We start from the raw sequence: 14,041 nt of genomic DNA on the forward strand, positions 1-14,041 counted from the left end.
GTTCACCGGCGGCGGCGCCGCACGGCGGCCACCAGGGCCCCGAGCGCCAACAGCACCGGGCCGGGGCCCGAGCTGGTGCAGCCACAACCGGAGACGTCCACCCTGGGTCCAGGCTTGTCGCTGATGGAGATGGTCGCGTCGCGCAACCGGGCCACGCCCTCCATGCGGCGCGTGCCCACCAGGTGCGGACGCGCCACGTAGGTGAGCCTCCGGGTGCCCTTTCCCGCCAGCGAGAGGCCCTTCACGGAGAGCACCCCCTCGTTCCAGGCGACCTCCACCCCCGACTCCTGGCCCTGCACCTGCGCGCTCCCCTCCACGTACGTCAGCCCCTCCAGGCGCTCCTCGTAGCTCACGTCGTTCACGTCGCACTCGGTGCTGTTGGTGAGATCGACGGAGACACCAACGAGCCCCGTGTCCGAGGCTGCTGGCACCTCGGCGCGGCGGGACACCTTCACGAAGGGCACCACCGTGATGGGCAGCGTTTGCTGGAGCGTGGACTGGCTCTCCGGGCCCGCGCTCGCCGTCACCTCCACCACCACGGACCTGCCCACCAGCGTGTCCAGCCCGGTCTCCTTCGTGACCAGCGACACCGTGCCATCGGGCATCGTGCTCTGCGTGAGCTCGGGGCCGGACACCTGCCGCCAGGTGACGTCCGGCGACTGGCAGAAGCCCTTGGGGAAGGTGGGGGTCAGCGTGGTGCTCGCGTTATGGCCGCACGCGGCCACCAGCGCCGTGTCCGCTGGCAGGGGCTCCACTCCCGCACGTACCGGAGGGGCCACCAGCTCCGTCACCGTCTCGGGCGAGCGCCTGCCCGCGTCGTCCACCATCGAGGCCTTCAACTGCAAGCGTCCGCCCAGGCACTGCTCCCCCAGGGACACCTCCCACGTGTCCTGGATGGGCACCTGTCCGGACACCGAGCGCCCACCCGTCCCCGGTTGGGAGATCTGGAGATCGGCGCGCAGGCCACGGCGCGCGGGGCAGTTGAGGTTCGAGCCCACGTCCACCCGCAGCTCGCCCGAGGGCTCCGATACGTCGTGGATTCCGAGCTCGAGCTGGCCCGAGTCGAACGGCGTCAGCGAGGTCTCCACCGTCACGTGCTGCACCGAGGTGGGCCCGGCGACGTCATCCGCGGCCCCCTTCAGGTGGTTGACGGCCGTGAACGTGAGGTGGGTCGTCTCGACGCAGTCCGTCGTCTTCGCCTGGAGCCTGGGCGACCGCACCTCGGCCCCCAGCTCCACCGGGTTCCCGCTGGAGTCCAGGAGCGTGATGCCCCCCTCGGAGAGCGCCCTGTCGGACGTCACGCGCCAGGTGGTCTCCACTCCCGGGAAGCCGGCCGTGCCCAGACACTCGTGCACCTTCCCGGAGGGCGACAGCTCCCGCGACTGACCGGCGGTGATGACGCCCCCATCGCTCGTCTCGAAGGCCGCGTTCGGCCTGCCCCAGGGCGCCACGTGCACCTGGAACACCCTGGAATCGGCACTGCGCAGGCCCGAGCCGTCCTCGACCGCGAGCTCGAAGGGAAAGTCCGCGCCCCCCGCCACGCAGAGGGTGGGCGGAGCGGTGAGCGTGGCGGCGCTGCTTCCGTCCGTCGCCAACGACGGACCCACCAGCCCCGTACTCGCCGGCCGCGCGCTCCAATGGAAACGCTCGAGCTCGCAGCCCGCATACGGCTCGCGCACCTGGACGACCAGGGGCTCCTGCTCGCCCGCTCTCAGCTCCCCCTTGGAGAAGCTCACCTCGGGCACGTCCGGGCGCCGCGTGTGCCTCACCCTCACCAGGATGTCCTGATCGACGTCATGCGCCGCCCAGCCATCCGAGGCGCGCAGCTCCAGGACGCCCACCTCCTGAGTCGCGCAGACGTTCCCCGCGGTGACGTTCATCACGACGGGATCTCCCGGCTCCCAGGCGCCACCACCGGCGCCCACGTCCGCCTGCTTCGCGGACCAGCTCGCTCCGCCCTGGCTCGGCGTGGCGGCCAGCGTCAGCACCGGATCTCCATCCGGATCCGTCGCCTCGAAGGAGAACACGCCGCTCGTGCCCTCATCGAGCTCCACGAGGGCACCCGATGGGAACTGAGGGCGTGCGTCGTTGCTGTAGACGAAGACATTGCCCACGTTGGCCTTGGTGGCGGTGACGACGCAGTAGTTCGCTCCCGTACAGGCCACCTGGTTCAAGGGGCTCAGCGTCATGTCGCTCGGAAGGGTCCTGAACTTCCAGCGGGTGCCCGCCCGCGTGGCATCGGGCATGGGCACCGGGCTCGCCACCGCGTATTGGCCGTTCGCCAGCCCCACCACGGCCATCCCGAACCCATGGCCATAGGCGCTCGTGTTCGCCGCATCCACGTTCATGGACACGCCGGTCACGCCCTGGCCCGTCCCCGGGTCGAACCTCCACACCGGCCGGATATCGCTCCTGAGCAGGGGGCTGTCGATGTCCCGGAGCGCGCCCTGCAGGATCGCCGATTGCGTACCGACCACGGCATGGGGAAGCGCCGGGCTGCCAGCGGCGAACAGGTCGATGGTCTGCGCGATCCCCACCGAAGGAACCGCGTCCTGAAGCTGATTCGTGGTGCGCTTGTCGCTGTCGACCCAGTGAACCTGTGCCTTGTTGCTGTTGGTACCCACGAGCGCGTAGGTCCTGCCGCCCACCCGCACCATGCCGAGCGAGCCGATGAGCTCCTCCTGCACTCCGAGCACATGGGTGAACGGCTTGTTGTCGTAGATGCTGGTGTCCGACAGGAAGACGACGCCGCCCTCGTTACCATAGGAGACCGCCGCCGCGCCCCCCTGCATGTGTCTCACGCGGAGGACGAACGGTGCGTTCGGCGCCAGCAGCGCCGTATCACGCCCCAGCGAGCACGCGCTCGTTCCGTCCCAGCCGATGCTTCTCCGCTCCCCTGGCGAATCGCTGAAGAACGTGACGAAGCAGCCCGCGAGCTCCTGGTAGTAGGTGCCCACCGACGGCAGGCTCACGTTCAACGTGAGCTTCCGCGGGGGCGCATCCTCCACGAACAGGTACGCCCCCTGCCCATAACCTACCGAGAACGTTCCGCGCTCCCACACGTCCAAGACGTCGTTGGGCGTCCCGGTCACCGGAGGGCCGGGCCGCCAGCCAGCGTTCGCGCTCGTGGCGGCCAGCACCATCAGGCCGGCCATCCACCCCGCGGCGAGCCGCCGCATGCGCGCGCACCCTCCGCCGCTAGTACGCCAGCTCCACTCGAAGATAGAGCCTGTCGGATCCATCGCGTGCCTCCTCCGTCAAGCCCGTCCCGGTGAACCCCAGCAGCGTATAGCCAGCGGCCACACGCAGGCGTTCGTTCACCCGGTACGCAACCTCGCCCCGTAGAGAACCCAACGCATCCTCGCCCACCGGCGCCACCGAGCGCAGCGCCGCCTCCACCGCCACCTCCACCCCGTCCACCACTCGCACCGAGGGACGCAACGAGCCGGTGACTACCCATATCGCAACATCGCCCCGGTTGCTCCGCCCCACATGCAGCCCCGCCGCCAGCGCGAAGCGCTCCCCCAGACGCACCGCGGGTAGCAGTGAAATGATCTGCTGGGCTCGCTCCCCGAAGGGGGCGCGCTCGCCCGGCAGCAGCTCGCGCGTCAGCCCGTAGCGCGCCACCAGCAGGAACGGCCCCGGTCTCCAGGCGAGTGCCGCATAGCCCTCGAGCAGCCGGGCCTCCGCCTGCCGCGTCTCCCGCCGGTACGTGCGGCTGTAGTTCATCCGCCCGGAGATCGTCAGGTCCTCGCGCAGCACCGCCTCCGCCGCGAGCGCCATCACCGCCTGGATGCGATCCACCGGCTCCGTCGAGCCGCGCACCGGCACGCCCCGTCCGAAGCCCAGCTCCATGCGCCCATCGGCCCGGAAGCGCTCCAGGACGAGCTGCCCGGAGAGGCTCGCCACGTCGCGCCGCAGCGGGGACGGTACGTCCAGGGGAGAGCGCACGCCCCGCTCGTAGCGCGCGCTCACGTTCAGCGCGCCGAAGAGGGTCTGCTGGAAGCCCACCGCTCTCGCCAGACGCACCGCGGTGGCGTCATGCGAGGCGACGTTCTCCACGAAGATGCGCGTCCCGTCCGACAGGTCCGTGTGCACCCCGCTCACCGCGCGGCCGGCGCCGAAGTCCGGCCCATCCACGTCCACCGAGTAGCTGCCGTAGTAGACGTCCTGGCCCCGGCGCCACGTGCCCTGCACCCAGGCCAGCGGCCCCAACTCGGGTCCCCAGCCGCCGCGCACGCCCACCAGGGCCTCGTCACTCACTCTCACGTCCGCGCCCGCCGAGGTGAAGGAGTCATCCACCCGGCCCGGGCCCTCGCCGCGCAGCACCAGCGCCTGCCGGTGGCCGGCCGACAGGCGCAGCCACTCGTTCACCGAATAGTGCCCGTGCAGCCCCGCCGACGTCCTTCCTCCCTCGAGCAGCGGACCCTCGATGGGCTCGTCACGGGCTCGCAGGCTGGCGTCGCGCACCTCCACGCGCACACCCCACCGGTCCCACTCGTAGCCGACCCCCACGCCCAGGGTGCGCGCCCCCAGCGGCACCTCCAGGAAGGGCCACCGCGGATCCGCCGAGAGCCGGTCATCCCCCAGCACCGTCAGGCGCCAGGGGCCCAGCGGCTGCACCACACGCAGGGAGAGCTGATGCGAGGCCCGGGTATCCGCGTGCGTCCCATCGGAGAAGCCCGCCGTGCGCCGGCGGAAGGCCGCATCCACGGAGCCCGTACCGAAGAGGCCCGGCCCGCGCAGGCGCAGCCCCACGGCGTCACCACCGGGCGGTGCCCACTCCTCGTCCGGCCGGAACCACGTGAGGCCTCCGTCGTCCGAGATCCCGAACAGCTCCGGCAGCACCGCCGCGCCACGGCTCCGCGCCACCTCGGCCATCAGCGTGTAGCCGCCCAGCGTGGTGCGCGCGTGCCCGGAGAGGAGCACGTAGGGGCGCCCCTCGCGCTGCTCGCGCACGGCGGACAGGGACACCCGGCTGCGCCCCCACTCCGCCCAGGCCTCACCTCCGGCGGTGTCGGTCGGCGCGTCGTCCAGCCGCAGCACGGCGTACTGCACACAGAGGACGGGCTCCGGCGCCGCCGTCAGCGGATCCGTGCCCAGCAGCGGCTCTCCGAGGATGAGGGACAGCGGGCGCGCGAGCAGGATCCGGCCCGCCGAGTAGTCGATGTCGTAGTCCCTGCCCCGCACCAGATGACGCTCGCCGAGCGGCAGGCCGGTGACGCCGTCGCGCAGCTCCACGCGCAGCAGCTCCGAGCCCTCCGCCACCGACCCGGAGCCCAGGTAGTAGAGGCTGCCGCCCGTGGTGCGCAGCTCCTCGTACGCGGGCACGGCGGAGAGCAGCCGCGTGGGATCCGTCAGCCCTCCGGCGAAGGCATTCACTCCCGCGCGCAGCCGCCCCAGGTGGGTGGCCAGCTCCGCGAAGGGACCGAACAACGGCCGGTGGTAGCGGCCCACCTCCCCCTCCGCCTCCCACGCCCGGTACGTCCCCAGTCCCACCCGGCCGAACCGCTCATGGCGCACCTCCAGCCGCAGGCGGCTCTCGGCGGGGTTCGGCGTGAGGCCCACGGACGTGTCCCCCCACTCGGGAATGGCCAGATCCGGATCCGGCGCCCGATCCAGCCGGGGGAGACGGACACGCAGCCAGTCCGCCAGCGGCCGCTCGCTCAGGGTGTCCACGTCGGTGTCCCGCAGGTCCAGCTCGCCGGCCAGGGAGAAGGGGCCCAGGCGCGCCTCGCCATGGGCCGCGCCCCGCCCTCGCAGCCGGAAGTCCCCGGTGGCGGGCGACAGCGTGGCCTCCACGTCCAGCAGGCCCACCGCGAAGGGCCGCGGCTCCGCCATCAACGTCATCATCACCGTCCGCGCCGGCTCGCCGGGACGCAGCACCACCAGGTCCACCGGGTTGTGGCCCGGCTCGAGCACCAGCGGCACCAGCGCGGATCCCTCCGGCCCCACCGTCACCTCGCCCCGGGGCGAGCGGATGCGCGTCCCCTCGGGGAACTCGGCGATCACCGAGGAGGTGCCGCTGGCCGCGGGCTTTCCCTCCACGCCCGGCAACCGCAACACCCCCACGGGCTCGGGCTCGCGGGGGATGACGAGCAGGCTCCCGTCGCGCGGCACCACGTCGATGCGCTGGCGGAAGAGGCGCAGGGTGTTCCCGGTCCCGAGGGCGGAGATGGGCAGCACGTTCTCCCCGGAATCCAACCGGACGCGCACGCGCCAGGCGCCCTCCGCGTCCACCTCCGCCGGGACGCCCCCCACCTTCACCACGTCCCCCGGCGAGGCCTTCCCGGCCACGAGGAAGTCCACTCCGCCCGGGACCACCGCCGCCGAGGGGGGCGACGCGTCATAGGAGAGCGCCAGGGGTGGGGTGGACGCGGCCTTCGTGCGCACCGCGAAGTCCTGGAGCACCACGGCGGCCCACGGCACCTCCACCGTGACGGCCTCGGGAGCGGCCTCGCTGTCCGGGGGCAGCGTCCGCGCATCCAACCGCAGCCGTTGCCGGCCGGGCCGCAGGTGCACACCGCCCGTCAGGTCGGGACTGCGCGCGTCCACCTCCGCGAAGTGGTAGCGGCCCCGGGCGTCCGTGCGCACCTCGCGGCCAGTGGCCAGCACCAGCCGGACGTCGGGCAGCCCCGGCTCCTCGGGAGCGCAGCGCCCATCCCCGTCCAGGTCGCGGCACACGCGCCCGACGATGGCCGCGCCCAGCTCCGGGGGCTCCGCCCTCGCCAGCTGCGCCCGCGCGAGGCCCGGAAGCAGCAGCAGGAGGAGACACACCGCCCATCCGGCCCGCCTCACGGCCGCACCTCGACGAGCGCGGTGACGCCGGTGGCCACGTCCGCCACGGACACGCTCACCGGCCCCTCGTGCTTCACGACGAAGCTGCCGCGGCCCTCCTTCTCCTGAACCCCACCCCGCTCACCCGCGGACTGCCAGATGTGGACCTTCCGCCCCTCCAGCACCCGGCCCGAGGCGTCCTCCACCCAGTACGTGACGCGCGGGCCTTCCACCTTCAGCCGCACGTTCACCGGCACGGCGGGCGCCAGCCGCACCGACCGCTCCGCCATGGCCGGTGCGAGCGCCCGCCCCAGCGGGAACACCGGCCCGCCCTCGGCCACCACGTAGACCGTCTGCCGCAGGCCGGGCCATTGGCCATGCACCACCTCCACCCGGCCCGGACGCAAGGGGCCGAGCGACACCGTGCCTCCCGGCCCCGTCACCCGCTCCTCGTCGCCCACGCGCAAAGACTGCGCCGGTACCGGCAGGCCCACCAGGTCCGTCACCCCCACGTACAGCTCACTCCGCTGCACCCACACTCTCAGGTGCGCCGGTTCCGTGCCGACCGGGCCATACGTCTCCGCCTTCACCACCGTGTCACCCAACGGGCCCTGGGGCGGCAGCGTCCAGGTACTGGTGAGGACCCCCGGAGCCACCTCGCGCACCGGGCTGAACGTGCCCACCGGCGCCTCCATCACCCCCAGCGCCCCGGGCCTCGGCACGCCCAGGGCGTCCCGCGCGGTGACGGTGACGGCCACCAGCGAGCCCAGGTGCACCATCGGCTCGGGCAGGGACAGCGAGGCGCTCGCCACCGGCCCCTGGACGAGCTGCAGCGACAGCTCCTCGCGCGAGCTGGCCCCGCGCTCCGGCCAGAGGGCCACCAGCCGCTCCGGCTCCGGGGGCAGCGTCCTCGGAGCGGTGTAGATCCACTCGAGCAGCCCCCCCTCGGCGCGCGTGGGGCCGCGCAGGGAGCCATGACGGACCGTGGCCGACACCCGCGCATCCAGCACCGGCTGGCCGAAGGCATCGCTGGTGGCGCACAGCATGCGGGCCCGGGAGACCCCATCCGCCGGGAGCCGCTGCGGGTTGAGGACGCACGCCAACCCGTCGGTGGGAGGCAGCGCCAGATCCATCCGCGAGCGCCGCACGTTGCCCGCCGCGTCCACCGCGCGTGCCTGGCCGAAGCGGTGGCCGGGAGGGACGATGACGGGAACCCGGAAGCGCCCGTCCGGAGCCGCCTTCACCGGCCCGAAGCTCGCGCCGGCGATGGTGATGGAGAGCTGCGCGTTCGGCTCGGTACGGCCCGGCAACTCCACCGAGGCGGCCAGCGGCACCAGCACCTTGCCGTAGGCGCCGTGAATGGACTGCGGGTGGGGCCACGCCGAGAGGGCCACCAGGATGGCCACCTCCGGGTAGCGCGTGTCCGGCAGGACGTAGCGGGCCTGCCAGGTGCCAGGCCCGGTCCGCGCGAGCCCCTCCACCCGGCCCACGTTGGCCCGCAGCACGGGGGGCGCTCCGGAGTCATCCGGCGCACCGTCCGAGCCGATCATCCGCACCGTGAGCCGGGCTTCCTTGTCCCGCCCCTTCACCGGCGCGGGAGGCTCCAACGCGAGCGACACCCGCGTGGCCGGCGGCCCCAGCACGTACCGCGCCTCGGCCCCGAGCCCCTCACCCGCGGCGCTGATCCGCACCTCCCGGGCGCCCGGCTCGGGGACGACCAGGAACGTCCGCAGCGGCGGCTGCTCGGGACCGGGCTGGAGCCGTGCCCCACTCGCGGACACGGAGATCCCCTGTGCCGGCACGGGCGCACCGGTGGCGTCCCGGCGCACCAGGGCGATGGAGAAGCCCTCGGGTGGCACGGCCGCGGACGGCCCCAGCAGGTCGAGCGTGTCCGCCGAGGCCGCCGTGGCGGCCAGCAGCAGCGCTGGCAGTAGGAGGTTCAGAGGGTCGGTAAATTATCAGCGACCATGCCGTGCCCGAAGTTCTATCGACGAGCGGCGGCACGGGCCCGATTCCGGGCGGTCCTGTGACGGAACGACAACGCGGCGAACAGCCACACGCCGAGCACGGACACCGGGCCGCCCGCCGCGCCGCAGCCCGGGAACGGCTTCTGCGGAGCCTCGACACCCGCCACCAGTCCCGAGCCGCCCGTGCCGAAGCCACTGCCCGACGCCTTGGCCAGCCCCTCGTACCCGCTCGGCACGAAGCCGCGGGCCATACGCCCCTTCGTCCCACTGGTGTTCACGGGCACGGAGGGCACGAGCTGGCCATGGTGGATCTCCCCCACCTCCTTGGTCGGCCCCCCGCCCCCCACCTCGACATCGCACGACGGCTCACCGTAGACGCGCACCTGGAAGGCACCGCCGGGCACGCCGTCCGCCTGGGCGGACAGCTTGAAGCTGCCCTGCAGCGGCACCGCCTTGGCCGCGCCCGGCACATCGAGCCCGAAGGACTCGGGGCCCACGTGCAAGCCCGGGCCGAGCCACACCCGGCCCGCCGTGGCTCGCGAGCCCTTGTAGCCGTTGTCCACGCACAGCACGCCGGTGCCCAGGGCATTGAGCTCCAGGGAGGCCACCTCCGAGGTGTCCGAGGAACGGTTCACTTGCAGGGAGCCCAGCAGCGGCCGGGCCCCGGGCAGGGCGCACACGGCGGCCGGATTCTCGATGGTCGGTGTCGGCGCGCAGTCCGTCGGCAGGCGGAACACGTAGGCGTAGACGTTGAGATCGCCCTCCTGCCGCACCGCCCACACCACGCGCACCAGACCATCCGGCTCCACGCTGATGTCGCTGAGCGTCTCGGTCTCCGGCGTGTCGGTGAGGCGGTAGTACGTCTGCGTGCGCAGGTCGTACAGCACGACGTCGACGTTGGAGGACGTGGCGGAAGCCTTCTGCTCGAAGGCGATCAGCGGGCCGCTGATGCTGGGGTTGGCGTCCGCTCCCGGCAGCGGGAGGTACCGGGCCAGACCGCCTCCCACCGGCTGCCAGGCGATGTCCGATTCCAACACGCCGTTGACGGTGCGCGCGGTGACGTACACCGCCACCTCGCCGTTGGTGTCGGGCGCGGAATCCTCGCCCTCCGTCCCCGTGAGCTGAGCGACCTCGTAGCCCCCCTCGACCGTGCGGGCCGACCAGATGTCGCACCCGTCGGTGCTGGTGGCGCACTTCGCCCACACCACCGTCGACCCATCCGCGCTGACGGCGGGCGTCTTGTCCAGGAGCAGATCGTCCGTCAGCAGGGTGAGCGCCTGCGAATCCAGGCGGAAGGCGAAGAGCTCCGCCGGCTTGGAGCCAGCGGTATAGCCCAGCTCCTGCCACGCCACCGTCTGGTTGCCGATGGCGACGGCGCGCCGGTCCGCGCCCGTGCGGGGGGCGAGCTCCTCCGCCATTCCCCCCTTGCGGACATTGAAGCGGTAGACGCGGTTGCCGCTGGTGGTGCGGGTGAAGACCACCGTGTCTCCGCTCACCTCGGAGCTGGAGTCGAAACCGCCCTCGTTGGGGATGACGCGATCCGTTCCCGTGAGCACATCGTGGTAGTGGATCTCACTGCTGCTGATGCTCAGCCGCTGCGTGTAGGACACCACCGGACCGCTCACGTGGGGATCCGTCTGGTCTCCTGGCCCGTTGTTGATGACCAGGGATTTGCCGTGTATCGGCGCCCCGACGGTCTGGCCAAGGGCCAGCGCGGGCAGCAGGCACACAAGCAGGATGGGCGTCCGCAGCATCGTGGCTGACCTCCGGTGGTTCTTCGGGCGGGAAGACCCCTCTTCAAGAGAAAGGGTTCCCGGGCTCAGCCCCCCAGGCGCCAACCCGCGCCACTTCTCAGTGCTCAAGAGCGTGCAAATCGCGGGCCCAACCACCCGTTTTCCGCGCGCTCGTCTGTCAACCTACCATCATTGCCCGTCCGGACGGGGGTCATTCCACATCCCCGGGTCGACGATGACCTGCTTGGGAGGGGTGGTGTCCACGTTGAGATCGCGTTTGAGCTCCTGGCGCAGGCCGCCCACGGAGAGGGCATGGATGCGCACGGTGTTGGAGCCCTCCTGGAGGGGCAGGGTCTTGGAGAAGCGGCCCTGGTCGTCCGTGGGGATGATCTGCCCCTCGATGTCGACGTGACTGCCGGGCTCGGTCTGCCCGGAGACGACCATCTGGCGCCGCGTCAGCGTGGGGCGGGCGGGCCAGTTCACCTTGAGCAGGAGGCTGGTGGGGATGGGAGTGGGATCCGAGGGCCCGCGGCCGGGGCGGATGATGGACTGCTGGCCGGCGCGGACGATGACGACCTTGCCCTGGCCGATGAAGGCGACCTCGCCCTCCTGGGTGCCCACGGCGACGGTGCCCTTGCCGTTGTTGCTCATGGTGAAGCGGCCGCCCTCGGTCCGGGCCACGGCGTCACTGCCCGCGGCTCTCACCTCGAAGGTCTGCCGGGCGCCGGGTTTGACGCGGGTCGTCGTCATACCGTTGGCGAGCATGAGGCGGGAGAGGGTGTCGGTGAGGGCCTCGATGGACACCTCGGTGCCGGCCTCCATGCGGACCTCCACCGTCTCGCCGTTGACGAGCACCGCGTAGGAGCCTTCCAGGGTACGCACCGCGTCCGAGGGGTGCAGGGCCTCGCCGGGGCGGACCGCGTGCCACTCCCCGTTGCCGCGGCGCACCTCCACGGTGCCGTGGATCTCCTCCAGCTTCAGCGAGCTCCGCGCCACGGGGGCCTGCTCGGGAGGCCGGGGAACCTCCGGCACCACGGGCGCGGGCGGAGGAGGAGCCGCCGGGGGCTCGTGGAGGAAGAGGAAATAGCCCAGCGGCAGCGCCGACAGGATGGCGGCGAGCGCGATCAGGAAGCGTACGGTGCGCCGGGGAGAACGGGGGGCGTCCATGGGGCCTTCAAACTACCTCAGACACATGCCGGGACTCACACCTTCGGCAACCACACGGTGAAGCAGGTGCCCTGCCCCACTTCCGTGCGCACCTCGATGGTGCCGCCCGCCTCGCTGATCACCCGCCAGGCCACCGACAGGCCCAGGCCCACGTTGGTCCAGACGTCCTTGGTGGTGAAGAAGGGCTCGAAGATGCGCGAGCGGTGCTCGGGGGCGATGCCCTTGCCCGTGTCCTCCACCTCGAGGAAGCCGCGCCCGTCCCGCTCGCCGGTGCGCAACACGAGCCGCTTCGTCTCGCTCTTCATCATCGCGGTGCGCGCGTTGGACAGCATCGCCAGCACCACCTGGGACAGGTGCCCCGGGTCCCCCTTCACCCGCACCGGTGGGGAGATCAGGTCGGTGAGCAGGGAGATTCCCTCTCCGCGAATCTGATTCTCCGTGAGTGAGAGCGCGTCGCGGACGACGGCGTTGAGATCCACCGAGCGCAGCTCGGGCCGGGCCCGCTGCTGGGAGAAGCGCAGCAGGTTCTGGGTGATCTCCCTGCAGCGCTTGGCGCTCAGCTCGATCTTCCGCAGTGAGTCGAAGTCGGGATCCTTCTCGTCACGTTCGAGCAACATCAGCTGGACGTTGCCGAGGATGCCGGCCAGGGGGTTGTTGATCTCATGGGCCACGCCGGCGCCGAGCTGGCCCACCGCCGCGAGCTTCTGGGCCTCGAGCAGCTGGACCTGGGCGTCGCGCAGCTCGGCGGTGGCCTCGTCCACCCGGGCCTTGAGGTCGTCGTTCCAGCGCATCAGCTTCGCGCGGGCGGCCTCCAGCTCTCCACCCATGCGGTTGAAGGCGTAGGCCAGGTCGGTGAGCTCGTCATCGCCCTCCAGCCGGACCCGGCGGTCCAGCTCGCCCCGGCCGAAGGCGTCGACGCCGGCCACCACCTCGGACAGGCGGCGGTTGACCCGGCGGGTGTAGAGCCCACCCAGGGCGAGCAGCACCCCGAAGGCGGCGAAGATGGACAGCAACACCGTGCGGCGCATGGTGCGCACCGGCGCCAGGGCGACGGCCTCGTCCACCGCCACCACCACGTCGAAGCCGGGGACCCGGGGAACCCGCGCGGTGCTCACCCGCTGAACGGGCTCGCCCATGCGGAAGCCGCGCACCTGCTCGCCGCCCGAGGAGAGCCAGGTGGCCAGCGTGGAGTCCAACGGCCGCAGGCGCCGCTCCGGCAGGGAGCTGGCGAGGATGCGCGAGGAGGAGGCATCCACCAGGTCGATGTAGCCCGGCGAGTCCCCGGCATGCCGCACCAGCATCTCCTCCAGATCCGAGAGGACGATCTCGAGGATGGCGTAGGGCGCCGCCTCCCCATCGCCCAGCTTCACCGCCACCGCCACCGCCGCGCGCCCGCTGGGGGCGTGCGCGTAGACGCGGCCCAGGGCGGCCTGTCCCTTGTTGCCACGGCGCAGCGACTGCACCGGCACCGCCTGGGCGAGCGCCGGAGCACCGGAGAGCTCGAAGCCCGGGTGCTCGCTCTCCCCGGCGGCCCGGAAGATGGGAGGCCCCTGGGGAAAGCCCTCCGAGTCCAGGTGCAGCACCGCGCTGACGGAGGGCGACTGCTCATAGAGGAGCGACAGGGCGCCGCGGAACTCCTCGGGGGTGGCGTGCTCCCAGGGGATGGCCTCCGCCGAGCGGGCGATGACCTCCACCGTCTTCACCAGCTCCGCGGACACGCTCTCGGCGGTGGTGACGGCGATGATGCGCTGCTCGGAGACGATGCGCCCGGCCAGCTCCGACTCCGCGCGAGACAGCAGCAGGAAGCCCATCGCCGCCAGGGGCAACACCGTGGCGGCGAACATGAAGAGGACGAGCTGCTGGTAGAGCTTCATCCAGCGGCCGTCCGGCTCATCGCCAGCTCACGATCGCTGCGCAGGTAGACGGAGCCCTGGATGGCCTTGGCGCGCTTCTTCATGTCCGCGGCCCGCCGGGCCAGCTCGGCATGATCCGGGGTCAGGCCATCGCTCAGCACCGCCACCACGGACACGCTCATGATGGGGAACTTGCGCTTCTCCCCGTAGCGATCATCCGTCTCGATGTAGCCGCGCTCCCGATCCTGCTTGTCGTAGTAGAGCGGGATGATGCCATCGAAGGACTCGATGGCGCGCTGGCAGATGCGATCCACGCTCTCGGGAGAGGTGACGAAGACGAAGTCGTCGCCCGCCACGTGTCCCAGGAAGTCGCCGGGCAGACCCTCCTGGCCGAACACCTCGCGCAGCAGATCTCCCGTCTGGCGGATGACGCCGTCGGCCTTCGCGAAGCCGTAGTAGTCGTTGTAGGCCTTGAGGTTGTCCAGATCGAGGTAGCAGAAGGCGAAGGGCTGGCGGTCGGCGAGCCGGCGCTGCACCTCTCGCT

The 14,041-nt window shown here is 71.9% G+C and carries 7 protein-coding genes; all 7 read right to left on the bottom strand.

What is annotated here, in order from left to right:
* Positions 1-2: 2 nt before the first annotated feature.
* Positions 3-3,179, bottom strand: coding sequence for an MYXO-CTERM sorting domain-containing protein (locus NR810_RS23545; RefSeq protein WP_257455565.1), 3,177 nt, complete (start codon positions 3,177-3,179; stop codon positions 3-5).
* A 19-nt stretch (positions 3,180-3,198) separates the two neighbouring features.
* Entirely contained in the window at positions 3,199-6,798 is a 3,600-nt protein-coding gene (locus NR810_RS23550; RefSeq protein ID WP_257455566.1) for a flagellar motor protein, read from the bottom strand.
* A complete protein-coding gene (locus NR810_RS23555) occupies positions 6,795-8,699 on the bottom strand; it encodes a hypothetical protein (protein ID WP_407653827.1) in 1,905 nt (634 codons plus the stop codon). Before NR810_RS23555 ends, NR810_RS23550 begins: the two co-directional genes overlap by 4 nt.
* 62 nt (positions 8,700-8,761) lie before the next feature.
* On the bottom strand, positions 8,762-10,498 hold the full coding sequence (locus NR810_RS23560) for a TolB-like translocation protein (protein WP_257455568.1): 1,737 nt from the start codon (positions 10,496-10,498) through the stop codon (positions 8,762-8,764).
* A gap of 168 nt (positions 10,499-10,666) precedes the next feature.
* A complete protein-coding gene (locus tag NR810_RS23565; protein ID WP_257455569.1) occupies positions 10,667-11,644 on the bottom strand; it encodes a FecR domain-containing protein in 978 nt (325 codons plus the stop codon).
* A gap of 35 nt (positions 11,645-11,679) precedes the next feature.
* Positions 11,680-13,518, bottom strand: a complete 1,839-nt coding sequence (locus NR810_RS23570; RefSeq protein WP_257455570.1) for a sensor histidine kinase — start codon at positions 13,516-13,518, stop codon at positions 11,680-11,682.
* Positions 13,515-14,033 (bottom strand): diguanylate cyclase domain-containing protein, encoded by a 519-nt coding sequence (locus NR810_RS52850; protein WP_407653828.1) that lies wholly within the window; start codon positions 14,031-14,033, stop codon positions 13,515-13,517. The genes NR810_RS23570 and NR810_RS52850 overlap by 4 nt, the downstream gene beginning before the upstream one ends.
* Positions 14,034-14,041 lie beyond the last annotated feature (8 nt).

The sequence above is a fragment of the Archangium lipolyticum genome (genome assembly GCF_024623785.1).
Taxonomy (GTDB): Bacteria; Myxococcota; Myxococcia; order Myxococcales; family Myxococcaceae; genus Archangium; species Archangium lipolyticum.